Here is a 24,533-nt window from a genome sequence, read left to right on the forward strand (position 1 = left end):
GGAATTGCAACGCCCCGACGCAGTCGTGTAGCGCGACCTGTTATCCGGCGTGGAAAAGTGGCTCTGACGCAGTTTTGGTGAAGAGCCTTTCTACCCTGCACCAATGACGCGGGCTTGGAGCAGGTCGAGTTTTCCGCGGCCATACATCTGGCGTTTGACGAGTTTGAGCTTGGTTATCTGGCCTTCGGTTTGGCCATTTGACCATGAGGAAGTGATAGCCTCCTCCACAGCGGCCCGATCCTTGACGATGCCATTGGCGAAAGACGCCACCATGGATGGGCTTGCCCGTTCCAGCCAGGGGGCCAAGTCAGCCAGCGATCGGCGCCGGATCATGCCCTGGAAATCGGCGATGATGGTTCTGGCATCGACAAGGGTCGGGACCCCCTTTTCAATGGCGGCAACCAGGACAGTCTCAGCCTTTGTCAGCGCATCGCGACCCAAGGTCATGAGCCGGGCGATGATCCGGGCGGATGGGGTCCGTTTGAGGACCTCTGCCCCCATCTGGTCCGCCCGGCGCCGGCGGGTCGCCCATTCCGTGACGACGCGTAGCGAGCCTTGGAAACCCTCCTCCCTGAGCCGCCGCCAAAGTTCGGTACCGTTGCGATGCCCCGCCTGCCATTGTTGGTCGAGCCAGGGAAGATGCAGTTCCAGGGAATTTTCTCTTGTCCGGAAGATGTCGGCGCCCTGACCCCGGAGGATTTTACGCACCAGCCCTCGGCTGTGGCCGGTCCGGCGAACGATCTCCTTGATGGGGATGCCCTCATTGGCCAGGCGCTGGACCACATTGTTGGTATCCTCACGCCGCAGATATCCTTCGTACTGCAAGCGCTCTGCCCCGACGACGAACCACCCGCAACAAGGTGTCGTTGCTCACCGGTAGCATCAAGCGACGGGCCAGTGCAGCAGCCGGACAACCTCCCAGCGCCAGACCCAGATGGTGGATAATCTGATCCAACCGCGCCGTCCGGCGGGCCCAAGGCGCCAGAACCTTGGGATCGAAGCGCTCTGTGAATACGCGGCGCCCGCAGAGCACGGCATCGCAGAAGAACCGGCGGGCCCGCAGCACAAGCTCAACACGCCGACCGGTTGTCGGCAGGTTCGCCAGCCGCCGATGATATCGGCTATGGATCCGACCAGACCGCGTTCCGCATCCGGGACAGGCGCTCATCGCCGTGACCGGGCTTATGGTGAGCCGCACCATTCCATCATCGTCGGTGATGTCCTTGATGGCCATGCCGGCAACGTCGAACATTGAGTGTGGTAAGCCTGAGCGCATCATGCTGATCCCTATGGAAAACGCACTCCAGAGGAATCCCGAATTTCATCAAAATTGAGTTAGAGCCAAACTTCAATGCCGATTGACAACCTAGTTTGCAGAGCGATGGTATAGATAGATACCGTTGCAGAGCGGTGGTAATAAATGTAGAGGCTAGACGCTAAGTCGGCTTAACGTGAAAATAGCTGGTGTCAAACACAGGCATGGCAATGAATAGCGCGCGTGCGCGCTATTCATTGCCATGCCTGGTGCTATGGTAGTGAGTCAAGTAACTACCATGCTCGGTATCAACGATTGATTTCCATACGGAACTGACCCATGCACCCATTCTCCCGTCGCGTTGAGCAGCGGGGGCACTGCCCTTCAAAAGCCCAATCCAGTTCGACAGCGTGCCTCTCGAGCTGGCAGCATAGCCAACCAATCGCTCTCCACTTTTTCAGGGCAAGTCCAGTCAACCGAGGATGCGATGACTATGTCAGCGCAGGTAATCCGGTTGGATACCCGTCGAAAGCGTATTCGTTCAGGAACTGCCTGCGCCAGAGGAACCTTCGATCGACCTCGGCAAGCCCGGCCTCGTCGCATGCGCTGATCCAGCTTTCGCAGATCAACGTGACCTGGCCGTCGATGATCCCCCGGGCCTCTGCGTCGCTGAGAAGGAACGTCGGCGCGGCCCGCCGGCAGGTTTCCAACAGGCTGCGTCTGTCGTCTGCATGCATGAGCATGGCCTGTCCCGCCTCCCGACCGGTCCGCGCCTGGGGACAGATGTCGTAGGCTGGGGTGAGCGTCAGGTGCCTGCCGTCCCAGAACGCGGCGTGGTTTCGGGCATGGTCGTCGGTGTTGCCGACCAGGACATTGAAGACCATGCGTCCGAAGAGCTCACGCAAGGTCGCCTGGGGGGCTGTGAAACGGGCCCTTACGCTGTCGGCAAGGTCGGGATAGGCGGCGTAGCGGGCCTCCATCTCCGACAGGCCAAGGACCGTCAAGGCGGATACTAAGGCGCGGCGGGTCCATCCTCCATCGACCTGCTGTCGGTCGAAGCGGCGGACCAGCAGGACATCCTTGCCGTTCGACTGGACCAGCCTCACTGGCGCCACGTCCAGGCCGACCGCTGCTGCAAGGCGCATGGCGACGAACTCGGCCTTCACCACCGCATACGTGTCGTTGGTAGCCGAGAACTTCGCTATGTATTTGCCGCCCTCGTCCTCGAGGAGGGCCTTGGGTCGCGCGCCGCCGATGGAACTGCCGTGGAACAGGGCCTTCTCCAATCCAGCCGGGATGGGCTCGCCCCGTTGGACCCTCTCGGCGGCTTCCAGCAACTCCTCCAGCGTGGCGTTCTCCTGCTCCCGCGGTTCATAGCTGCGGGGGGACGACTGGAAGTCCAGCGCGCCGATCCTGTCGGAGCCGGAATGGAGCATGTATGTCAGTTCATCGAACTCGACCGCTTGGGCAGCGTCGCCGCGTAGGCCCGTCAGGCGGTTGATGATGACGCGGCGGCCCCAGGCGTCGGGCGACCCGTCGCGTAGGCAGCCGGCCATGTCCAGCGGCGCCTTCGGCACCTGGGCGCCGGCTCTCAACGGGAGGTCCGGCATTAACAGCGGAACAGCATCGGAACGGGCGAGGTATGACTGGCCGTAGTTGAAGACATAGAGGTTGCCCTCGCGGGCGATCCTGCCGGCAACCACGGGGTCCGTGGCACCCGGCAGCCAGGTCCAGACGAACGCCTCGTCGACTGCGGCAAGGCCAGGCCGGTGCTCAGAAGTCATCCTTCACCTCCGTGCGTGGGCGGCGAACCGACTGGGGCAGGAGGGCAAGCTTGTCCTGGACCCGCTCCATCTGCCGCTCCATGGCCCCGGCCTCCGCCACGAACAAAGGTACGCCGACGAGGGTTGCTGCCTCGAAGACCAATCCGACCTCCACCTTGGATCCGCCCTTTTCGATCAGTTGGAGGGTGCTCCTTGCTATGCCGACCCTCTCGGACAGTTCAGCCTCGGACATCCCGCGCTGTTTGCGCGCCAGGCGAATCTGTGCGCCCATAAGGGCCAGTGCCTCGATTGTCGCACGGGAATAGGTCCTCGGCTTCGTCTGCATGGAATCTGTCCTTTTGACCGATATGGCAATCATAAAAAGATTTGATGACTGATATGTCGGTCAATAACATGATCTCTCTGATGCCTCAACCAATATGCACCCGGTCAATTCGCACTGCCTGGGCCGGCCGTGGGAAATCGCTCTCGGTATCCGGAATGATAGATTCCGGCATCCATAAGGTACCTATAATTGTTGCACGACCGTGACGCCGAGGCTGGCGGAACGGCGCGATGGAGAAGACGGCATGCTGCTTGACGAGATCATCAACCGACTGGTCGGCGACATGCCCTTGTCGAGGGCAGAGCTGGCAGGATTGATGGAAACAGCCGTTTCCAACGCGGCAGGGATTACACCGGCCGTGATCGGGGTGATTGGAAAGGCAACCGCCGGCGTCTATCTCCTGCCCAGGCAGCAGATGCTCCTCCATGTCGGCCTCCAAGTGCTGGCCGCCGGACGCGAAGCCCAAGCCTGCGGGCCGTTCCTCCAGCTCCTGCGGCGACCACAGGACGAGCTGGACCGCCTGCTGGGCGAGGGGTGCGTCGAGTTCGCCACGGGCGTGATTCTCGGGCTCTGGGATGGCGACGCAGACGCTCTGTTTGCGCTGGCTTCCGACGGCGCGGCGTCCGGCGAGGTCCGCTGGTCGGCATTGCAGGTCCTTTCGCGGCTGGTGCATGACGGCCGGATCGAGAGAGACCGGCTTGTAGACCTGCTGGACCGGTTCGACCGGGAGCGCTTGGCAAAGGACGGCGACGCTGCCTGGGAAGGGTGGCAGGACGCGGTCCTGTACCTCGGGCTGGTGGAGTTCGTCGAACGCGTCGAGAGGGCGTGGACGGATGGGCGGCTGCCCCACACGCGGAAGCCGGACCAGCAGGAGTTTCTCGAGGCGGTGGCAGCCATCGCCGCCGATCCCGGGGATGACGGCTACCTCGTCCGCGACCATGTCGTGCCGATCACCGACCCGATGGCGGACCTGGAATGGCTGGTCCAGGACACTGGCCCGTCAGGAGGGGAGGGGGAGGCGCCGGACACGGATCCGGCGGCGGGCGTCCGGCTCAGCGAGGAGGAGCTCGATTGGCTGGCCGGCTTCCTGGATTCCGCGCAGGCACCGGAAGCGACGCTGAGCATGGAGCACCTGGACGGCTTCTTCTCGGCCTTGGTCGCGGGTCCCGTTATGGTCCCGCCGTCCCGCTACATGCCCGTCATCTGGGGCGGGAACGAAGGGCCGGTCTATGACAGTATGGAGCAGGTCCAGCACGTTACCGGCCTGCTCATGCGGCATTGGAACACCATCGCGGCGAGGCTGGGAGCCGGCGTCGTCCATGAACCCTACCTTTACGAGGTGCCGGTCCAGGAGATGGGCCGGCATTGGGCTGAAGGTTTCCTGCTGGGCCTGGACCTTGAGCAACGGGCATGGTCGCCGATGCTGCGCGACCCGCAGGCCGGCGGCATCGCGATGCTGATCTCTGCCCTGATCGCGGACGAACATGGAGGCGAGGCACCGGACGACGACGCCCGCGCCGAGATCATCGAGAACCTGCCGACCTTGCTGATCGGGGCATGGGTATACTGGCGGGACCGGGAAGCCGGCGGGCGCAAAGCCGCGCAGCCGGTCCGGTCCGTGAAGACGGGGCGCAACGATCCTTGTCCCTGCGGATCTGGCAAGAAGTTCAAGAAATGCTGCGGCGCGGGGAGCCAGTCGGTCCATTGAGGAGTGTGGCACGGGGGATGCCTATCCCCTGACCTGCCATACCTCGCCGCTGTCCAGCTTCTTGACGTAGTCGACCGCGCCGCCGTTCCAGTGGTAGGCGAAATGGGCGCCCTGCGTCGGGATGGGGACCACGTCCGGCCAGAACAATGCGATGCAGCCGCCGCCCGGGTACCGCACGCTCGGCCAGGTGATGCCGTTCGACCCGGCCGCCCGCCGTTCGGCGCCGAATGCCTGGGGCGGGCCGTAGTCCGCAGGGTCGAGCAGGTCGGCCCGGCCGGCAGCGTCGTCAAGGTCCGCGTCCACCGAGCCGATAAGCTCCCGGAACTGCGACGTCCAGCCCCGCGGCTCCGCCGTGGCCCGCATGAACCGTGCATGGTGGTGGATGGTCTCCGCGATCGCGACCTCCGTCCGGTCGCCGGCGAAGTAGAGGCCGAAGCTGCCGTCGGAGAAGCGACCCGGCCGCAGGGCTGAGCAGTGGACGAAGGGCGCCATGACCCAGCTGGCCCCGGGGCCAGCCACGCGCCGGGAGACCGGTACCTTGGACAGGTCGCCGATGCCGTCCCTGACGCTCGGGTTGAACTTGGCCTCGGCCGAGGCCAGGGCCTCCCAGTCCGCCGGGTCGGCGATGTCCTCGAACAGGTCGATGGGCGGGTGGATCGATCGTATGATGCGGACGGTGCGGGGCCAGGTTACACGGCGGACGGGCACCTTCACCATGCGCCCCTTTCGGCGTCCAGGTAGCCGCGCAGGTCGAGCAGGTCGGTGATCTCGCCGCGCATCATTACGTCCAGCGCGCTCCTGCCGGCGAAGGCCCCGTTCGGCTTGCGGATCCAGGCATAGCCGCGGGCCGGCTCGGCGAACAGGTAGCGCAGGGCCTTGTGGATGCCCATCAGGATGGCCATCCTTGCCCGCAGGTCCCTGTCCACGCGGCCGACCTCGCCGAGCTTCCAGCGCGCCCAGGTCCTCTGCGCCATGTCGCCCAGCAGCGTGCGCGCCTCCAGGTCGCTGAGGTTCCAGGCGCGGAACAGGTTGACGGTCGTGCGCGCCAGCGCGGCGGCCTCCTCGTCGGTGATGGTCGGCTGCTGGGGGCTGGCCTGGGTCGATCGGACGGACGCGAACTGCATCGACGCTCTCTTTTGGCATTAAGATAGCGATTTTATGCCAAATGGCAAGCTGATCCGATCTTTCGGAGCCGTGGCGCATTGGGGAGGGGACATGCCCCAGGTCCGTTCATGGATGTTCGCGGTTTCGGCGCAGCGTTCAAGTTCGCCCGCGGGCGCTGCCTTCGGAAGCCACGGCCCATGAGCGTGTCTGCTCAGTAGCCAGCTTCCCTCTGGTGCCGGAATGCCAATACATAAACCGCGTCGCTGGCTGGCTCGTAGCGGTACAGGGCCACGTAACCGGAATCCCCGAATGCGACCGGCAGTTCGCGCAGCTCGGGCATGTCGGGCAGCGGTCGCCCGATCTCGGGCGCCGTCTCCAGCAGGAGGAGTTGGCGTTGGATCGCCTGGCCGGCCCGCTTCGCGGCCTCGGGCGCCTTGGCGGCCAGGAACTTCCGGCATCTTTCCAACCCGCCCGCCGCGCCGGCGGTGACGATTACTCGTGGCACTCAGGCACCGCATCTTCGCCGTCGGTCCCCCACGTAGCCAACCAGCCACGCACCTCCTCGCCGGTCAGGTGCATGCCGGTTTCCTTGTACGCCGCCCACGACGCCAGCGCCTCCTGCTTGAAGGCCTCGCGTGCCTCCTCGCGCTCCACGTACTGCTGGATCGCCTCGAGCATTACCCAGTGCGGGGAGCGGCGGCGCTGGCTGGCCAGTTGCTGGACGCGGCCTTTCAGAGCATCATCGATTTTCAGGGACGTTGCCAGCGCAGCCTCCGTATCACCAAGTAATACCAAGTACTACCTTAGTCCCATCGACCACAGCCCGTCAAACGGCCCGCATCAGGGCCGCCCTGCAATGGCGCTGAAATGTTGGCGCGGGCCAGATTATGACTCTCTGGCGCGGCCGCGACCCATGGCGCGGACCCTGGGGCCAGTTGGAGTGCCGAGCATGGCGACACTGGAATTCAGCTACCTCACTACCGAGCAGCGGCTCGACCTGATCACGGAGCTTTGCGACAGCCTCGACCACGACGCGGTGCCGCTTGTGAGCGCCCAGGCCGCCGAGTTGGAGAGCCGCCTAGCCATGCTGAACGCCCAGCCGGGCGAGGGTCGGGACGCCTTCGAGGCGCTGGCCGACCTTCGCCGTCGCCACGCCTTATGTGCGTCCGCCTTACGTCGCCGACCGAGGCCGAGTTGGAGGATACACTGGCATGGCACAGCGGCATCCGCGAGGGGCTGGCTGCCCACTTTCTCGATGAGTTCGAGCGCCTCCTCGAGCGCCTGCGCGACAATCCGCACCAGTTTCCCCGCGTGCGGCGACGACCGGTTCCGGTGCACTTGCGTCGCTAAAGCGCCGGAACCGGTCCTCAGTCGCGCAGGCAAACCATCGTGGACACTACGGATATCAATGTTCACGACGTATCCGGATGTGCCAGAATCCCAACGTCGTTTACGTCCCTTACACAGCCAAAACCGCTCCTGGTATTTCCATAATAAATATTATTACGCTTTTTCTTGTAGGCGCAAAGTTAAAATGTCAGTCCTGAGCAAGATAGAAATGTCAGTCTCTGGATCGGTTTTGGCCGGTTTTGGGGGCTGTTATGGGCTGGCTGATGATGAGCGATCGGGATGTGCGGCGTGTTGAGGTATTGGCAGAAATTGAGAGTGGTCAGCTTGGGGTTTCGGACGCCTCTGGGATATTGGGTCTGAGTGAGCGCCAAGTTTGGCGTCTTCTGGATCGCTACCGGTGTGATGGCGGTGGCGGGATTGTCCACCGAGGCCGTGGCCGACCCTCGAACCACCAGATTTCAAAGGGGGTTCGCGAACTGGCGCTGGAACTGGTTCGTCTGCATTACCATGATTTTGGGCCAACGTTGGCGGCGGAGAAGCTTGCCGAACGGCATGGTCTTACCGTGTCGCGGGAGACGCTGCGGCACTGGATGGCGGAGGCCGGTCTCTGGCGGACAAAGGCACAGCGGCGTCAATTTCACCGCCCTCGCCTTCGGCGGCAATGCCTGGGTGAGTTGGTACAGATTGATGGGAGCGAGCATCATTGGTTTGAGGACCGCGGGCCGCCCTGCACCTTGCTGGTGTTTGTGGATGACGCGACGGGCCGGCTGATGGCCCTGCGGTTTGTGGTCTCGGAGAGTACCTTCAGCTATTTCGAGATTTTAGCGGCCTATCTGCGCGACCATGGGCGGCCATTGGCTTTTTATTCGGACAAGCACACAGTTTTCCGGGTTGCCCGGAAGGATGCCAAGGGTGGCCAGGGGATGACGCAGTTTGGCCGGGCGCTGGCGGAACTGGGGATTGAGATCCTGTGCGCGAACTCCAGCCAGGCCAAGGGCCGGGTAGAGCGGGCGAACCGGACTTTGCAGGATCGGCTGGTCAAGGAACTACGCCTGGCGGGGATAGACAGCCTGGAAGCTGGCAATGCGTTCCTGCCGGGTTTCATGGCGCAGTTCAACGAACGGTTCGCGGTGGCCCCTGCCAGCGCCGACGACATGCACCGGCCATTGACGATAGACGATGGGCGGTTACAGCACATTCTGTGTGTTCGCGAGCGTCGATATGTCGGTCGGCAACTGACATTGTCCTATGAACGACAGCGGATCATGCTGGCGGAGAATGAGGTTACGCGGCGATTGGTAGGGCAATACGTAGACAGCTACGCCTTTGCTGATGGCCGGTTGGAGTTTCGCTGGCAGGGTAGCGCCCTGCCCTATACGATTTTTGACAAGAGCCAGCGCGTGACGCAGGCCGAGATCGTAGAGAACAAGCGGTTGTCCGAGGTCCTGGCTTATGTGAAGCAGATGCAGGACGCGATGCCGCCACCAACGGTCAAGAGCATCAGCGAACGCAACCACTACGAAAAGCGCGCAGGCAAGCGGCGCGGTCGGCTGGGAGCGGCGGACAAACATGCTACGGCCAAGGCAAAACCGGCAAATGTTGGGGTGGGCCGGTCCACTGCGCCTACGGCTCCGTTACCCGGTCCACCCCAACACTGACATTTCTACTTTGCTCAGAACACTGACAGTTCAATTCTGTTGAAACATTTCTTGTAGGCGGGGTGGATTCTATTTTGAAGTGCGACTCTCCTTTATAATCATATGGATAGCAATGGAGGCTGCCATGGGAGAGCACTATTCGCACCTGAGTTTGGCGGAACGGCGCCGGATTGACGAGATGTTCCAGGCGGTGGATCAAGCCCGTCGCCACCATGATGGTAGCGTTATCTACGGACTAATCCGCAACATCTTTAACGCGGTGGCGCGCAGCATCTTTTACGTAGTATGCTGAAGCATGATCCACGTAAAAACATGACACGCCATGGCTGCCCCGCACATCCGCCTCGCCGCCTCGCTCGCCGCCCTCCACGACCTCCAGCGTGGGGGACGGCGCGTCTTCCGGTCCGACGAAATCACGCGCACCCACCGTGAGCGCCTGGCAAAGGCCGGGTTTCTAGCGGATGCCATGAAAGGATGGCTGTTCTCTACCCACCCTGACGTCGCACCCGGCGACACCACCCCCTGGTACTCCTCCATGTGGGAGTTCTGTGCATTGTACTGCGAGGACCGCTTCGGCACCGACTGGAACCTGTCACCCGACCAGTCGCTGCTGCTGCACGCGGAGAACACAGTCGTTCCCCGGCAGATCCTAGTCCAGTCCCCGAAGGGCGGAGGCAACGTCGTCGCCCTGCCCCACGGCACTTCGCTCTACGACATCCGGTCGAAGGCTCCCCTGCCCCCGTCGGACACCGTCACCAAGAACGGCTTGCGCCTCTTCACGGTGGAAGCGGCCCTTGCAAGGGTGCCGGAGGGGTTCTACCAGCGCCACCCGGTCGAGGCCCAGGTCTGCCTGGGTATGGTCCGCGACGCTTCAGGCCTCCTGCGGCATCTGCTGGACAATGGCAGCCCCGTCGTCGCGGGCCGCCTTGCGGCCGCCTACCGCAGGATCGGCAGGCCTGCCATGGCGGACGAGATCGCTGGCGCCATGGCCTCTGCTGGCTACAGAGTCACGGAAGCCGACCCGTTCGAGCCCCAGACACCCGTAGCGGCTGCCCGCAGGCAGGCACCGATCGCAGCGAGGCTGCGCTCCATGTGGATGGCAGCCCGGGAGGACATTGCCAACGCGTTCCAAGGCGTGCCTGAGCCAGGCACCGTCGACATTCCGGCATACGTGGCCGCCATGGACGGCATCTACAAGTCAGACGCCTACCACTCGCTGTCCATCGAGGGGTACCGCGTCGATGCCCGGCTGATCGACCGGGTCAAGGGCGGGGGATGGAACCCGATGGCGAACGAAGACGATCGGCGCAGCAGGGACGCGTTGGCGGCCCGAGGCTATTGGCAGGCCTTCCAGCGCGTGCGCGCGGACGTCCTCCGAGTACTAGAGGGGGGGGACGCGGCCGAGGCGTTCGTCGACGGGCACCGCGCATGGTACCGCGAGATGTTCCAGCCGTGCGTCCAGGCGGGTCTGCTCGAACCATCGGCCTTGGCCGGCTACAGGAGCAGCCCGGTGTACCTGCGCGGATCGCGCTTCGTCCCCCCGCGCAGCGACGCCGTGCCGGACGGGATGGAAGAACTCGGCAGCTTGCTGCACGAGGAGCGCGACGCACGGGTGAGGGCGATCTTGGGGCACTGGATGTTCGGCTACGTCCACCCCTTCCCGGACGGCAATGGCCGCGCGGCCCGCTTCACCATGAACCTGATGCTGGCCTCGGGCAGGTACCCATGGACAGTGATCCGGGTCGACGACCGTGACGGCTACCTCGCAGCATTGAACGCCGCTTCGGTCGACGGCAGAATCGGCCCGTTCGCGAGGTTCGTCGCGGAACGGGTAGGCCGGGCGTTCGAGCATGGAGCGGGACCAACTGCGACTTGGGGTGCTGACACGAAAGTGAATTTTATATACCGCCCCTGAGAACGGAAGAAGAACTGTGCCGCATAACTCAATAGTGGGTCAATTCTCGACGGAAATCCCGGGTCAGTTCCGCATGGAAATCAACATCGAGGGGCCATGGAAATCCTTTGAAGCCGTGGAGTATGCAACCCTCGAATGGGTCGACTGGTTCAACAACCGCCGCCTGCTCGAACCTATCGGAAACATCCAGCCCGCCGAGGCCAAACAACGCTATCATGACGCCGTGAGCGCTCAGTAAATGGCAGCATGACTCACGTACCTTTGCCGCCGACAAGCCCGGACCGGTTCAATCATTCAAAAAACGTGCACCGAATTGAGCGCTTACAGATGGTGGATTGCGAACAGAGGTCCGTCGCCGAGGGCAACCGGCCAAGCGCCATCTTGAAAGCCGGATCGCCGCCCAGGCTGTCGGCGTCGATGCCATCCTCATAGCCGCAGGTGATCGTCAGCAGGCGGAAACGGATGATGTCCGCCAGACTGTGCCGGACCCGATCAGGCTGACGGGTATCGGCGATGCAGGCTGCCAGCCGCACCGCCATATTCAGCCGGATATCGATCTCACGCAGTGCCAGCACACCGGCATCGGACAACAGGCTGCCCCCGTCGAAGCAGGCCTCCACAGCCTTGCCCGAAACGGGTGACAGGCCGGGCAGCAACGGCGTATCTCTCGCATGGCGGATGAAGCGTTCCTTGCATCGGGCGAATTTGTGTTTGGCGACTGAATCCTAAACCCAATCAATGGCTTGTGCTACACCCGCCAACCAGAATTACCACCGCGATGCATAATCTGGGCTAAATGCAATACGGCGCCATACAGACCGCCATACAGCGCATTGCGAATTTCGTACGTAAAAACAGTGCCTTGCGCGCAGCGGAGCTGCATCAGGTGTGACAAAACCCCTGAAATCACCCTCTGAAGCGACCGCTGAAGATAGCTGCTTTACAGCGCCGCAGCATGCTCTCATCGCTGTCCGTGCCGCCCTTGCCGGCACGGAGCGGGCAAGGGTCAATAGGCTGACAAGCTGATCAGGTTTTGTGATGTTTTGCTCCTGCCCGGATCACTGCTTCGATCTGCTATCGCGTACCTGAAAAGCGACAGTGACCGTCAACGACACGGATCAGAAATACGGCTGCAAAGTGCAAATGCTATCTCCACATAGACAGTCGATTTCAGCATCACCGGCATGTTGACCAGCGCATATCCTCAAGCCAAACGCTGCCTGTGAAAGGCAGTGCCTTGATGATTGAGGAACGAGAAACCCCACTCATCGGTCAGCATTTTCCGGTACCCTTGCCAGACACGTACCCTCTACTATTTCCTGTTTTCTGGTTTTTAAAACGCCCTGCCCTTTTCCTGGAATCCTTAAGGTTCCTAGGGTTGATTTTCACCGTTTTTTCAATATGGTGGAACGCGTAATCGGACATTTTGACGGCACTTTTCGGACGTTGGTGGTCCGTCAAAACGTCCGAATTGCGTGACCTGCTGGGATGCCGGGACATGCTGACGGATTGGAAAGATTCCCGAAGACGCGCCTTGGATCCGGCGCTGGAAGAAATCGACCAGCTGGCAGAGTTCCGTGTCCTGGTCGTTGAAACACGGTAAGGCCGTGGTTGTGGCGGTGGTCAAGTTGTCGCTGTTACCTTCCAGATTGAGCGCAAACCCAAAGAGGCAACCGCAGCGACGATCCTGGAACTGGAAAAGCCCAAAGTCCAGCGGCGGAGAGAGCGCTGGGGAACTGATATCAAGGACTGAATGATATCTCCTTGATATCATAAAAAAACCGCCTATCCCAGGACCAGCCCCTCCCCCATTCGATATGCGCCGCCCTTACCAAGGGACCGAAATCCTGCCCTCCAGGTTCTTCCATTATCTGCGTATAGGAAGCGCCCTCATGAGCGGCAACTTCTCTGATATCAGTATCCTGTCAACAGCATGTCCAGGGCGTTCGTGATCCGCTGGTGCTGGTCATCAAGCGATAGAACAGCCTTGCCCAGCTCCCGCCGCCGTAGGGTGGCGATGGACTGGGTGACCATCACATAGCGGTGCCCCTGGATATCAAATATCGGGTTCAGGCCCGTCATGGGTGGTGGTGCTTCCTTCTCTGCAAAGAGGGGGACGACGACCCTTGTATCCAGCCGGTCCAGCATGTTGGCCTGTACATCAAGAAGATAACCAGGCCGCTGCCCTGGCATGGCATGGACATCGAAGCGCGCCATTAGAACTGCCTGTATTCGGCGAGCGGCAAGCCCTTTTCCTCGACATGGGCATTCCAAGCATCCATAGCTGCCTGATTGTCCTGCCGCCATTGCGCCGCCTTCATTTCCAAAACAGCGGCCGCCAGGCCCCGCTCACAAGCCTGCGACAGGTTGATGTTGAGTTGGCGTGCCTCGCGCAGCAGCGCTTCCGGCAAGGTCACATTGGTGCGTTGACGCACGCCCGCCGTCTCTTGTGTCATGCAGCCCTTCCAGCTCAATACCCATCGACTATGCGCATATCATATACACATATCAATGCACATCCATTCAGGACTGGCCCTTCCCCCCCGCCCTGTTCCATGATCGGGGGCACCATCCACCCGGAGCCTTTTGCGCGATGATTGACCAGAACGGCCAACCCGTGACCAAGCCCTCCCTGAAGACCTATCTGGCCACCTACAATGCCGGGATACGCGGGTCGAAGGAGTTTGGTGCCCTGCCCCGCGCCCTGATCACCATTTGCGACAATCTGGCCCTGGGCAAGACCACCTACGTCAAATGCGTGGAGGGCCAGGTGCAGCTCTCGCGGCGCAAGGACGGCAGCATTGCCGGTAATGGGCTGTGAGCGGGCCCAGTCTGGTCCTGTTCAATCCCGCAGGCCTGCCGCTACCTGCTGGCTGGGCTGTACCTGTCTGCACCCTGTCGCGGGACCTGACGGCCCTGTCCCCCGATCTTGTCATTGCTGCCGATGCCGCGTCGGGCAAACGCACGGGCCATCCCTGGCTGGGCTGGCTGCGCGATGATCCCGACCGGCTGCGCCATGATCGCCGGCGCCTGGATTGCATACTTTCCCATGATGGTTTCATCGTGGAGAACGAAGCCCAGGCGCGGTTCCTGACCGACACGCTGTCCGCCACGGGACGGCCCGCCCCTATTCTGACCGTCGCTGATCTGGCATCCGGACCGTTGGCCACCCTTCTACCCGATATAAGGGCAGCTGCCGGCTTTACGCTCACCGGTTCCGCTGCCCGTGTCGATTACATTGTGCGCATCGGCGGGCGGGACATCCGTTTTGTGCGCCGCTGCCTGGACAGTCTGGCGGCCCAGACATCCGGTGGGATCGGCGTCATCCTGGTCCGCTACGCGCCCGTGCCGGGCCTTGAGGCGGAGATGGAGCGCCAGCGCCCGCATTTCCATCGCCTTGATCTGATCGACATTGCATCCCTCCCCCTTGGCCCCACAACGCGCAGCGCCTGCCTGTGGGCCGGCTTGCAGGCACTGCACGCCGATCTCTTTGGCATGCTGGATGATGATGACGCGCTGCATCCCAATCATGTTGCCAGCCTAAGCCCCCTGGCCCTGTCCGGTGCCATCGCCATTTCCGGTTCGGTCCAGGTCTGGGATGATGCAGCGGGTCCCTTCCCTCCCGCCGATCCTTCCTTCGAACATCGCGCCTTCCACGCCCTGCCACCGCCCGACCGCAGCGCCTTCCTGGCGTGGAACCTGGCGATCCATTCCAGCGCCTTCCTGGCTCCTGCCGATCTCCTACCGGCCCTGGGCCCCGACCCGGCCCTGGATTTCGCTGAGGATAGCTATCTTCTGCGCCGTCTGGCGCGTGTTGCCCCGTTTGCCTCGTCCTGGCGGGTCACAACAGATTTCCACTGGCGACAGGGCGGTACCGATAATACCGCCGCGCGTCCTGACGGGCGGGCCGAGGCCATGGCCCGTATCGCTGACCGGGAACGGCTGGACCCCGTGATCATGGCTCTGCGCGCTGCGGCAGGCAAGGATCTGCCCCTGGCTCCCGCCTGGGGCCAACCTGCTGATCGGCCCGATCTGCCGCGCTTGAGCGGCCCCAGCGACTTCCACGCACTGCCCACAGGGCGCCCGCTCTATGTCTATGGCCGTGGCCGGGGCGGGCGCATCGTGTTGGGGGAATTGTCCAAACATGCCCATCTGCCGGTCATGGCCCTGCTGGACAGTCACAGTACGGGAACTGCCCTTGGCCTGCCTTTGCTGCGGCCCGCCGATCTCTCCGCAGATCATCTACGTGACGGCGTTTTCATCATCGCCAGTGAGCATGTTTCGGCCATGACCGCGACTTTACGCGCCATGGGCGCTGTACATATCCATGACGCCACACCCCATATCCGCCTCTATACGGCGCTGCCGGGCTGAAAGGGATACGCCCCTGGCCGCTGGCGCTGCTCTTCCACAATGGCCGCGGCGGTTTTCTCTGGATGCGGCTGCGTTGAAAACAGGGGGCGCGAGTAGAGTCCCGACTACCCGCCCAGCTTGCTGATGGGCGGGGCCGACGGGTACAGCATCAGCCCATCATCCTCCAGCGTTACATGCGCCTGCGGATAGGCGGCGAGCGCCAGTTTCAGCTGGGGGATCATGAAACGCTTGAAGTCGCGGATGCGGGCATATTCGGCCCCATGCTGGGCATGCAGCGCCTGCCAGGAAATGGTCGTCGGCTTGGTCAGGCTGCGCAGCCGGTAGGACAGCCAGACATAGAGATCAAGCGCCAGACTGCTGGCCCCGATGGCCCGGATAGCCTGTTCCAGCAACGGGATCGGGTATTTACGCAGATTATCGTAGAAATCCTCCGACAGCACGATGTGCTCTTCCCAGAGCGCACCCTGCGTATCGTCCGTCATCTTCACGCCCAGTTGGCCGCCCTTGATGATGGTCTGCCGCATGAAGCCGGGGGCGCTGTCAGGTGTCTGCTGCCAGCTGAACATGACGGTCGATGCCGCGATCCGGCGCAATTGCTCGCTGACTGACTGCCTTGTCTTGCCGCCCGGTGCCACGCCGATCCGTTCCAGAAAGGCGTTCATGGTTCGGCCGACCTCGACCTCCCGGCTGCCTGTACGGATGGCCTGGGTCTGCAGGTAAAGCATCACCAGTCGTGCATGCGCCCCAAAGGGCACGCCGACCTTGACCAGTTCGCTGCGTGTCTTGCCGGGTAAATGTCCGGGACTGATGGTCAGGGTGACCTGACCCATTTCTCGCTGCCAGACAGCATCATCGGGGACCCGCTTGTGCGGCAGGGCGGTGAAAGCCCAGCCTGTATAAGCCCAGCCCAAATCCTCCCGCTCGCCGGCCATGACTTCGGCGGCGATGTCGACGAGGTGTTTCTCGTCCGGGTCGGCATACAGCTTGGCGTTATCCTTGCCGTGCTGCCTGATGAGCTGATGTATAGTTCCCATGGCCTGGAAGATTACGCAGCCTTTCTCCGAATGCAATCGGGACTCTACTCGCGCAAGCTATTAGAAAGGCTTTTAGATTCTAACTTATAGTTATGCGAGTAGAGTCCCGGGGATAAGTCCGAGTCGCGCGAGTAGAGTCCCGAGGGGGCGCGAGTAGAGTCCCGGGGACAGAATCGGCTTACGAATTTTCAAGGCAGCGCCTTGTTTTCTTTCACCCCCCGAATCGTGAAGCTGTCAGTGGGGGCGCGAGTAGAGTCCCGACCTTTCTGTTCCCTGCCAGTGGCGATTGGTTGCTCGATGTTATAAACCTGTTGTCAGAGGGGGGTAACAGACACGAGCTGTCCTGTCCCCCTACCTCGCGGTACCGACTGCTATAGCCACACGCACACTCGTGTACATCTGGCGTCTAACTGTGGATGAGATGTCTTGACCCCCGAACAGATCAATCAATGGCGCCATCGCATCCGTGCCCATACCTACGCGAATTATCACTACGAGATGGCTCGCGCTCTGGCGGACAAGACTGAAACGGTTGCCGCTTGTCAGCACCTGCGCCAAGCGCTGGATATCATGCCGCAGCATGCCGTGTCCTCGCTGCTGCTGATGGATATTCTGCGCAGTGAGGGACGGGAGGCAGATGTTCAGGCGGTACGGCAGGAGGCTTTAGCGGCTGGAGTGTTCGATACGGTTGAGCGTCTGCGCGCAGGGGTACAGGTACTGGCATCGCCGCAACCCGCTCCGCTTCCCGCTATTCCAGACGATGCCCCGGCAGGTGCTCTGCAGGCGCTTGAAACGATGTATGAAGTGGCCGCATTGCTGCGCCAGCAGGAACCCGCTTATCGTCACAGCCGTAAGGAGGTCGCCACCGACCTGTTTCTGGACGGCGCACAGTGGGGAGATCTGTTCAGCAAAGCTCTGCCCGCTTATCTGGGCGCCGGTCGCTGGGCTGATGCGATCCGGTTGGGCACGATTGGTGACGCCATTGCGCCGGGGACTCCCCGGCTGGAGCATTCCCTGGCCCTTGCCCATCTGGCAACGGGGGATGTTGTTCAGGCACTTGCCATCTTGGAACCTGCGGTGGCCGCCTCCCCCTATGAGCCTTTCCTGTCCATCGATCTGGCTTTGGCCCTGGGGCACAAAGGGGATGCAGCCGCAGCTATCGAAGCCGCCGGCAAAGCAGCTGCCATGGGGGCGAGGAAGCCTATAGCCTATAGCATGCTGGCTTGGAACGGGCTGCTGTTCGATGATCAAGATGCCCTGGATGTCGCCCTCCCGGTCTTGCGTTCCCGCAAGGAGGATATCTCCCCCTGGACAGAGTTCCCCTTGGCCTTGGCGGCCCTGCGCCAGGGCAGCGATGCTGAGGCGCTTGAGTTGTTGCGTGGACTATTCGCGCAGCCGAAACTCCATGCGCCATCACGCCTCTGTTTCACTGTCCTGCCAGGACGCGAACAGCGGGAGCATCTGTTGCCTTTGATGCTGGCGACAGGGTATGAGCCGGGCTTTCCGCCTCTTACCCCCGCTTGACAGCGATACGCCCGGAGAAATCCAGCCGGTTGAGTAGGATTTTCTCAGGTAACTGCGCCAGATATTCATCGACAGCGCGACGTGCGCCGAGCCAGTGACCATAATCATCAATAATCAGAACGCCACCAGCTGAAAGGTGGGGATATAAATGTTCAAGCTCATGCTTCGTAGATTCATACCAGTCAGTGTCGAGGCGCAGTAAAGCAATGGACTCAGGTGCCTTTTTAGGAATTGTTTCCTCGACAAGGCCCTTAACTATGTGAAATTTGTTTTCTGGATACCCTGTTCTCTGAAGATTTTTTTGTACCTCTTCTAAGGTCGACATGCACCATATTGAGTCAGGTGTGTCTTTCGGCGCTTCGTTGTCCATCATTGACTGTGCCGAGACACCATCAAAAGTGATGTCGTCCGACGAAGGCGGCGGCATCCGGTCAAATGTGTCAAAGAGGAAGAGGTCCCGGTCTGTTTCCCCGGCACGTATTAGTGTCTCGGCCATCAGCATGACCGAGCCGCCCTTCCATACCCCGCATTCGACAAAGGAACCAGGAATCCCAGCTTCCACAATGTAACGCACCGCCTTGTAAAGACCAAACATGCGTTCTGCAGTAGTCATCGTTGCAAAATGACAACGGGCATAAATATCAGAGAATTCCTGATCAAAATCAGGGCTAACGGGCATGATGATATTATCCTGATCTGTAGAGTTTTTTCAGCCGATGATCAGAGTGGTTTTTCGTCCAGATATTTGCCGATTCTCATGTATCGGCTACCGTCACCGCGGTTCGCGACAGTCAGATAGTCAAGTTCCCAAGCATGGGAGTTCTTGGAAAGACGCAGCTTTACCTTGGTCATTTCCTCAACAAACGGGATCAGCTCATTCAAGCAGATCTCACGATAAAACCCGAGCTGGGATGGGCAGCAGAGATAGGCTTTGTTGGTGCCGCATAGAAACATTCGCAGGCGGTGTGGTCGGTCGCGCAGGTGATCGAATAGGGCATGCGTGACGCAGACTGATTCTGCGCTCAGTACATCGTCCACGGCGATGATGCCATCTCCGGTCATCAGCTGCTCGCATAGCTCCAGGTCGCTGCGCACGGCGTCATAAGAATGTTCGCCATCAATATGCAGAAAACGGCAGCGGCCGCGCCAGGCGTCTAACATCCCCGTCCGCCACATTTGCCGGGAATCCCCCTCATGCAGCGACAGTTTCGATAAGCCCTGTGGATCCACCTTGGTTACACAGTTTTCAATGGCATGGCGCTGCAAGGCGATATCGATGCCGACAAGCTGCTCTCCTGGATTGAGTCCGGTCACCATCATGGCTGCCGCCGCTCCCTCCAGCACGCCGATTTCCAGCATATCGCCTCGGATGTTCTCCCTCTTCTGCGTTTCCAGAAGCAGTTGCCAGATGCCGATGGCGTCCGGGCTGAGCCCGCCGCAGTTATGGGGCAGGGAATTGATCTGGGTGAACAGCGCCTGGCGTACCGAAAGGGACATATCAGCGGTCCCCTTGTTCTCTGATGTCATGACAAGCTTTCTCCAGTCGGTCGCGCGCTGAGGATGGATTGGTAATGATCGAGATACCGGCGTCCATGCACAGCAAGGGCATATTCCCGTTCCGCCTTGCGCCGGGCACCCCGGCACAGGTCAGCATGGCGGATGGGATCATTCAACAGCCTACGCAGCGCCAGAGCTAGCCCTTCGCCGGACAGGGCCGGGGCCAACTCGCCACAGGTCATGTCCACAAGATCGGGAATCCCCCCCGACGGAAACCCCACCACTGGTGTCCCGCAGGCCAATGCCTCCATGGCGGTGTTCGGGAGATTGTCTTCTAGGCTGGGCAGGATTAGGACATCGGCGGCCACGTAGAAATTCCGTAACTGCTCATCATCCATGGCTATTCCTAGATGGATATGCTGAACTCCGGTCACTGATACAGGCGGTGCGTGCCCGGCTGTGGCCAGGATGACAGGCATGGTTTCGCCCAGACGTTCTAGCGCCTCCAACACATAAGTCAGACCCTTGCGTGGCTCTGTCAGGACCGAGGCGACGAACAGTACGATCGGTATATCTATGGGCAGGCCCAGTTCCTCCCGCAGCGCCGTCCGGTTCCCCGGTCGGAAGATATCCGTGTCAATTCCGTTGGGGATGACAGTGACTGCCCGGCCCGCAAACAGCGCGCTGCGCTGGCACATGTCCGCCATCCAGCGACTGGGGGCCACCAATGAGAAGGGGCCGGTAAAGCGGGATATTGCCTCACGCTTGCGCCGCAGGATGCGAGCCGACATATCGTCGGGATCACTGGAGCCTAAGTGATGGCAACTACCGCAGGCGGCAGTGAAATGTCCGCATGTACCAGGGTAATGGCAGCCACCTGTGAAGGCCAGCGTGTCATGCATGGTCCAGACGACGGCCTGGCCCGGGGGGCGCGTGGCGAAGAAATGCTCCCAGTCAAGCAGTCCCCGCACCCAGTGCAGGTTGATGATGTCCACCGCCTCCAGACGGTTGACCAGGGCCGGACCCGGGCCAGCCCGTTCGCTGGTGAACAGTGGGTGCCGGTTATCGGCCATGCTTGGATAGGCGGCCCGTTCGGCACTGTCCACTGTCTCAATGGCTTCGGCAGCGGCCTTTTCGGCCGGTGTTTCGGCTAGGACCCTGATGATGTCGGCGGCGTTGGAATCCTTTTGATGGACATAGGTCCGAACCGGCTGGCCACAGACCAGCAGGGCCTTGTGCAGGCGCAGGGCCGCCCGGGCTGCACCGCCGATCTCGTCATAGGTATTGACCAGAGCGACCTTCATGGTTCTGTCTCTGGCTTATCCATGATGGCCACCACGGTATGGCCGCGCGGCTCCATCATTGGATCTTCAAAACCGAATTCCAGAATCTGCGCCAGCGCTCCCGTCAGGGTACGCAGGCGGCCTTGCAGTCCCATGTCCAGCATAGGCCCTGTCGGGGCGATACCGAGATATTTCAGCAGTGCCCGTTCGGAGAATTGCTGGAGGAACCATTGCCGGTGCCCGCCATCGGACAGGCTTTGATGATGCAACTCGGTCAGGCGCAGCCCATAGCGCTCAGCACACCAAGCCAGGCAACGGTCGCTCCACCATGTCACATGGTGGGGCGGCATGTTGAGGACGTCGTTCAGGTTGAAACGCATGAAGGAGTCGGCACTGGGTACGCTGACGATCAGGCGACCACCCGGACGCACCAGGGCGGCACAGCTTTCCAGGAACACCCCTGGATCGTCGACATGTTCCAGCACCTGGAAGGAGACCACGGCATCAAAGGATCCGGGTTCCCGTCGGGCGACGTCTGCGACATCTGTGGCCTCGACATGCAGGCCCCGTGCCTGGGCCTGCGCCCGGGCTGTGGGATTGAACTCCAGCCCCAAATAGACATGGTTCTTGAGCGAGGCCCCGAAAAAACCAGGCCCGCATCCGACTTCTAGCACGCGTGCGCCAGCCGGGATGCGCTGGCGGCTATAGGCGAATTCATGCTTGTCGGCTGAATAGTACCAATCGATCCGGGCCAGTTGTTCATAGAAACGGGTATCGCCCGTCACCGGCGGGTCGAAGAACATCAGATCAGAAACCCGCGACCGGCGCAGGGTCAGCGTCTCAATCCCCTGAAACAGGGGCCCCACTTCCGTTCCGAAATGGGCCTGATAGACGGCGGCAACCTCGCTGGTCCGGACCGTCATGATCGTTTCCAGGTCGCTATCCCCGCTCAGCGGACAATGGCTCATTCCCCTCGCGTCCCTCTTCTGCGGACTGTTTCCATTATTCCCCGGCCATCAGTATGGCAGGGGTGGCATATGGATGCGATGGGGCATGTCAAACTGTTCGACCCAGCCCAACCGTTGCAACACGCCGAACAGCTGCCGGTAGGCGCTTTCCAGCGACCAGTGATTTTCCGCATGCAGCCTTGCCCAGCAACCAAGGGCGCGGCGATAGTCTGGATCATCATGCAGGCGGCGCAAACAGGCCTCCAGATGCTGGGGGCCGATCTGCCAGGACAGCAGTCCCGTGACCCCGTCCAGGATGGCCTCCTTCACACCGCCGATGGCATAGCCGATAGAGGGTGTGCCACAGGCGGCCGCCTCAATGAAGACCTGCCCGAAGGCTTCCTCGATGCTGGCACCGACAAAAACATCAGCGGCTGAATACAGCAGTGCCAGATAATCGCGACTGGCGACATAGCCTGTCGCCCGCACATCGAGCCCTTGCCGTACTGCATCCGAGGGAGTCGCGCCTACGGCCAGCAGTAAAGGATTGAGGTCGCGGATGGCGTGCAGGGCGTCCCGCAGGTGGCTTCCTCCCTTGCGGGGGTCGTTCACATCACAGGCACCAAACATGACGATGAACCTGTCCTCTGGCAGGCGCAACAGCTGCCGTGCCGTCCGACGGTCAACGGGTCTGAACCGGGCAGTGTCCAGTCCCAGGCGGAAAGTTTCGATCCCAGGCCGGTCGGCGGGCGGCTTTCTGATGAAGGCGGATCGCAGGAAGCCCGCCATCCAGTTCGATGCTGCCAGCAGTGTCGGTGCCTCGGGACCGGTAAGCAACGCGTGCTTGTCTGCAAAGGCGGGGGCGATGCCATCGGGTGGCAGGGAAGGATACTGCTCCGGTGTCGGGCAGGCCGCGTCGCAGCCCTGACCGTTGCGGTAGTTCCGACATCCGCCCGTGTAGGCGCAACGCCCCGTTACCGGCCAGACATCATGTGCCACCCATATTGTGGCGTATTTCGCTGCCACCTTCGCGATAAAGCCGGGATCGACCTCGGCACGATGCAGATTGCCGATAAGGACGCAGTCCGGGCGGTAGATATCGAGCCATTCCAGCATGGCCTCCACCACATGCGGCTTCGTCTTTTCTGGCAGTTCCGTGGAGCTAAAGGCCCGTATCGCTGCCTCGTGACCGGCCCGGCGGATACTATCGCCGATACGGGCCATGGCTAGGCCCGCCCCATAGCGGGGACCGACATCATTGATGATGGCGAACCGCATGCGGTGGCCATAATCGACCGGTGGACGGACAGGACGACTTGCCGGCGTGTCCGGCTTGGCAAACTCGCCCGACACGCGGGTCAGTTCGGGGCGGTAATTGGCTGGATCGAAGGTCTTCTGGTCCGCATGGACCCTGAACAGGGCCAGAGGCCGGCCAATGGTGTGCAGCCGCGCACCGACCTGGGCGAAGCGCACCCACAGCTCATAATCCATGCTGTAGAACAGGTCCTCGCGGACCATCCCGCCGGCCCGTTCCCAGAGAGAGCGGCGGAAGAATACTTCCGGCTGGCAGAAAAACTCTCCCGCCAGCCAGCCGGTGTCGAGATCCAGCAGATCGATCAGCGGCAGGGTACCGTCCTGGCAGGCGGCCATATGCCGGCCTATCTGGCGGCCATCCTGCTGGAGAACACAGATACCGGACACCATCTCGGCACCGCTGGTATGGAACGCCATGGCCACCGCCGCCAGAGCTCCTTCCGCCAGCATGTCATCGCTGTTGAGCCACGTGATGATTTCACCGGTTGCCCGCGACAGGCCTTTGTTGATGGCCTCGCTCTGTCCGCGGTCCCGCTCGATGATGCAATGGTCCAGTCGATGCCGATAGCGTTCCAGTACGGCCCCTGTTCCGTCCGTGGAAGCACCATCGACGACGATATATTCAAGATTGGGATAGGCTTGATTGAGAACGGACAGAATCGTTTCTTCGATGAAGGCACCCTGATTGTAACTGGGTGTCACCACCGTGATGCGTGGCCAGGGTTTACCATCGGGCAGGCTCGCCGGCAGCGTTACTGCCGGCGAACGCCAGGGCCAACGTTGTGCGATGCTGCGCCGCCTCTCTTCCGCCCGGACGGTGGCTGATGCCTTGAAAGGGTCACGCTGCCAATGCCGGATCTGTGCGGGATCGGGATGGACCGGCACGGTCGGCCGTTCGCCTTCCCGTTCGAACAGCACGCCCACGGATTGTTTGGTTAGGAAGCGGAGAGGCCAGTCGCGCACAAGATAGGCGGGATGGGCCATGACTGTATCGATCCGGGCCAGCACCACGCCCTTTTCCATGATCCGGTCCAGCACGGGCTGCAATGCGTGCCAGGCTACGGGATGTTCCAGCGAAATATCGGCGAATGACAGCGACAGGCAACTCTGCCGCAGAAATTGGGCTGGCGTTTGCGTGACACCGTGCAGCGGCATGCCGCTGTCAGCCAGCATGCCAAGGACGGTGCGTCGTTTTACTTCATTGGAAAAGCAGGCAAAAATCTGCACAGACCGTCCCCGCAGAAAGGGACGGAGACAATCCCAGAACCGGGCAAGGTCGCTCGGCTGAGGATCGGTGAAAAGCATGCGGATCGTGTCGCCGGTCCAATTGCGCAGGACAGCCTGAGCCGCCGCCCGCCACAGCGATCGCGGCAAGGTCAGCGCATGCAACTGTCGCCTTTTCTTATGGGCGTGCTTGTCACGCACTATCGCCTTCCCCTTTTTCCTGACGCTCGCGGTCCT

22 protein-coding genes and 3 pseudogenes are annotated in these 24,533 nt (G+C 61.6%); 9 read left to right on the plus strand and 16 right to left on the minus strand.

Annotated features, from left to right (window positions below):
- Positions 1–90 precede the first annotated feature (90 nt).
- The 3 genes and pseudogenes from C0V82_RS26160 to C0V82_RS26170 all read right to left on the minus strand — a co-directional run bounded on the left by C0V82_RS26160 (position 91) and on the right by C0V82_RS26170 (position 3,364).
- Positions 91–1,276 (minus strand): annotated as a pseudogene (locus tag C0V82_RS26160) (transposase family protein).
- 470 nt (positions 1,277–1,746) lie between these two features.
- Entirely contained in the window at positions 1,747–3,039 is a 1,293-nt protein-coding gene (locus tag C0V82_RS26165) for a type II toxin-antitoxin system HipA family toxin (RefSeq protein ID WP_102115403.1), read from the minus strand.
- Positions 3,029–3,364 (minus strand): helix-turn-helix transcriptional regulator, encoded by a 336-nt coding sequence (locus C0V82_RS26170; protein WP_102115475.1) that lies wholly within the window; start codon positions 3,362–3,364, stop codon positions 3,029–3,031. Before C0V82_RS26170 ends, C0V82_RS26165 begins: the two co-directional genes overlap by 11 nt.
- 244 nt (positions 3,365–3,608) lie before the next feature.
- On the opposite strand from C0V82_RS26170, the gene C0V82_RS26175 reads away from it, so the two are divergent.
- Positions 3,609–5,072: a UPF0149 family protein gene (locus tag C0V82_RS26175; protein ID WP_102115404.1), complete on the plus strand. Its 1,464-nt coding sequence runs from the start codon at positions 3,609–3,611 to the stop codon at positions 5,070–5,072.
- A 21-nt stretch (positions 5,073–5,093) separates the two neighbouring features.
- Here C0V82_RS26175 and C0V82_RS26180 read toward each other — a convergent pair whose 3' ends face one another.
- The 4 genes from C0V82_RS26180 to C0V82_RS26195 all read right to left on the minus strand — a co-directional run bounded on the left by C0V82_RS26180 (position 5,094) and on the right by C0V82_RS26195 (position 6,941).
- A complete protein-coding gene (locus tag C0V82_RS26180) occupies positions 5,094–5,789 on the minus strand; it encodes an RES family NAD+ phosphorylase (protein ID WP_102115405.1) in 696 nt (231 codons plus the stop codon).
- On the minus strand, positions 5,783–6,196 hold the full coding sequence (locus C0V82_RS26185; RefSeq protein WP_102115406.1) for an MbcA/ParS/Xre antitoxin family protein: 414 nt from the start codon (positions 6,194–6,196) through the stop codon (positions 5,783–5,785). The genes C0V82_RS26180 and C0V82_RS26185 overlap by 7 nt, the downstream gene beginning before the upstream one ends.
- A 191-nt stretch (positions 6,197–6,387) precedes the next feature.
- Positions 6,388–6,681: a type II toxin-antitoxin system RelE/ParE family toxin gene (locus tag C0V82_RS26190; RefSeq protein ID WP_094452872.1), complete on the minus strand. Its 294-nt coding sequence runs from the start codon at positions 6,679–6,681 to the stop codon at positions 6,388–6,390.
- A complete protein-coding gene (locus C0V82_RS26195) occupies positions 6,669–6,941 on the minus strand; it encodes a CopG family ribbon-helix-helix protein (RefSeq protein WP_102115476.1) in 273 nt (90 codons plus the stop codon). The genes C0V82_RS26190 and C0V82_RS26195 overlap by 13 nt, the downstream gene beginning before the upstream one ends.
- Before the next feature lie 184 nt (positions 6,942–7,125).
- Between C0V82_RS26195 and C0V82_RS28045 the strand changes: the two genes are divergently transcribed.
- The 4 genes and pseudogenes from C0V82_RS28045 to C0V82_RS26220 form a co-directional block, all read left to right on the plus strand.
- Entirely contained in the window at positions 7,126–7,821 is a 696-nt protein-coding gene (locus tag C0V82_RS28045) for an addiction module protein (protein ID WP_158660248.1), read from the plus strand.
- Positions 7,778–9,184: an ISNCY family transposase gene (locus C0V82_RS26205; protein WP_211108014.1), complete on the plus strand. Its 1,407-nt coding sequence runs from the start codon at positions 7,778–7,780 to the stop codon at positions 9,182–9,184. The genes C0V82_RS28045 and C0V82_RS26205 overlap by 44 nt, the downstream gene beginning before the upstream one ends.
- A gap of 322 nt (positions 9,185–9,506) precedes the next feature.
- Positions 9,507–11,099 (plus strand): Fic family protein, encoded by a 1,593-nt coding sequence (locus C0V82_RS26215; RefSeq protein ID WP_102115409.1) that lies wholly within the window; start codon positions 9,507–9,509, stop codon positions 11,097–11,099.
- Between the two features lie 85 nt (positions 11,100–11,184).
- A pseudogene (locus C0V82_RS26220) lies at positions 11,185–11,337 on the plus strand (IS3 family transposase); the annotation flags it as partial.
- 82 nt (positions 11,338–11,419) lie between these two features.
- Here C0V82_RS26220 and C0V82_RS26225 read toward each other — a convergent pair.
- A pseudogene (locus C0V82_RS26225) lies at positions 11,420–11,755 on the minus strand (transposase); the annotation flags it as partial.
- Between the two features lie 815 nt (positions 11,756–12,570).
- Between C0V82_RS26225 and C0V82_RS28050 the strand changes: the two are divergent.
- A complete protein-coding gene (locus C0V82_RS28050; protein ID WP_158660250.1) occupies positions 12,571–12,702 on the plus strand; it encodes a hypothetical protein in 132 nt (43 codons plus the stop codon).
- Between the two features lie 311 nt (positions 12,703–13,013).
- Here C0V82_RS28050 and C0V82_RS26230 read toward each other — a convergent pair whose 3' ends face one another.
- Positions 13,014–13,316 carry a CcdB family protein gene (locus C0V82_RS26230; protein ID WP_102115411.1) on the minus strand — a complete coding sequence of 101 codons (303 nt, stop codon included), beginning with the start codon at positions 13,314–13,316 and terminating at the stop codon, positions 13,014–13,016.
- Complete coding sequence (locus tag C0V82_RS26235) at positions 13,316–13,555, minus strand: type II toxin-antitoxin system CcdA family antitoxin (RefSeq protein WP_102115412.1); 240 nt, start codon at positions 13,553–13,555, stop codon at positions 13,316–13,318. Before C0V82_RS26235 ends, C0V82_RS26230 begins: the two co-directional genes overlap by 1 nt.
- 137 nt (positions 13,556–13,692) lie before the next feature.
- On the opposite strand from C0V82_RS26235, the gene C0V82_RS26240 reads away from it, so the two are divergent.
- Both C0V82_RS26240 and C0V82_RS26245 read left to right on the plus strand, forming a co-directional pair.
- Positions 13,693–13,920 carry a hypothetical protein gene (locus C0V82_RS26240; protein ID WP_102115413.1) on the plus strand — a complete coding sequence of 76 codons (228 nt, stop codon included), beginning with the start codon at positions 13,693–13,695 and terminating at the stop codon, positions 13,918–13,920.
- The gene (locus tag C0V82_RS26245; protein ID WP_102115414.1) at positions 13,917–15,473 is read left to right on the plus strand and encodes a hypothetical protein; all 1,557 of its coding nucleotides are present in this window, start codon (positions 13,917–13,919) and stop codon (positions 15,471–15,473) included. The genes C0V82_RS26240 and C0V82_RS26245 overlap by 4 nt, the downstream gene beginning before the upstream one ends.
- Positions 15,474–15,577: 104 nt before the next feature.
- Here C0V82_RS26245 and C0V82_RS26250 read toward each other — a convergent pair whose 3' ends face one another.
- Positions 15,578–16,507 carry a replication protein RepA gene (locus C0V82_RS26250; RefSeq protein WP_102115415.1) on the minus strand — a complete coding sequence of 310 codons (930 nt, stop codon included), beginning with the start codon at positions 16,505–16,507 and terminating at the stop codon, positions 15,578–15,580.
- A 426-nt stretch (positions 16,508–16,933) separates the two neighbouring features.
- Between C0V82_RS26250 and C0V82_RS26255 the strand changes: the two genes are divergently transcribed.
- Positions 16,934–18,031 (plus strand): tetratricopeptide repeat protein, encoded by a 1,098-nt coding sequence (locus C0V82_RS26255; RefSeq protein ID WP_102115416.1) that lies wholly within the window; start codon positions 16,934–16,936, stop codon positions 18,029–18,031.
- Here the strand turns inward: C0V82_RS26255 and C0V82_RS26260 are convergent.
- The 5 genes from C0V82_RS26260 to C0V82_RS26280 all read right to left on the minus strand — a co-directional run bounded on the left by C0V82_RS26260 (position 18,018) and on the right by C0V82_RS26280 (position 24,497).
- Positions 18,018–18,710 carry a TylF/MycF/NovP-related O-methyltransferase gene (locus C0V82_RS26260; protein ID WP_102115417.1) on the minus strand — a complete coding sequence of 231 codons (693 nt, stop codon included), beginning with the start codon at positions 18,708–18,710 and terminating at the stop codon, positions 18,018–18,020. The genes C0V82_RS26255 and C0V82_RS26260 overlap by 14 nt on opposite strands.
- Positions 18,711–18,751: 41 nt before the next feature.
- Positions 18,752–19,558 carry a class I SAM-dependent methyltransferase gene (locus C0V82_RS26265; RefSeq protein WP_102115418.1) on the minus strand — a complete coding sequence of 269 codons (807 nt, stop codon included), beginning with the start codon at positions 19,556–19,558 and terminating at the stop codon, positions 18,752–18,754.
- Positions 19,555–20,832 carry a glycosyltransferase gene (locus tag C0V82_RS26270; protein ID WP_102115419.1) on the minus strand — a complete coding sequence of 426 codons (1,278 nt, stop codon included), beginning with the start codon at positions 20,830–20,832 and terminating at the stop codon, positions 19,555–19,557. The genes C0V82_RS26265 and C0V82_RS26270 overlap by 4 nt, the downstream gene beginning before the upstream one ends.
- On the minus strand, positions 20,829–21,734 hold the full coding sequence (locus C0V82_RS26275) for a class I SAM-dependent methyltransferase (RefSeq protein WP_158660251.1): 906 nt from the start codon (positions 21,732–21,734) through the stop codon (positions 20,829–20,831). Before C0V82_RS26275 ends, C0V82_RS26270 begins: the two co-directional genes overlap by 4 nt.
- A 93-nt stretch (positions 21,735–21,827) precedes the next feature.
- A complete protein-coding gene (locus tag C0V82_RS26280) occupies positions 21,828–24,497 on the minus strand; it encodes a glycosyltransferase (RefSeq protein WP_158660252.1) in 2,670 nt (889 codons plus the stop codon).
- Between the last annotated feature and the right edge of the window lie 36 nt (positions 24,498–24,533).

Source organism: Niveispirillum cyanobacteriorum, from assembly GCF_002868735.1.
In the GTDB taxonomy this organism is placed as follows: Bacteria; Pseudomonadota; Alphaproteobacteria; order Azospirillales; family Azospirillaceae; genus Niveispirillum; species Niveispirillum cyanobacteriorum.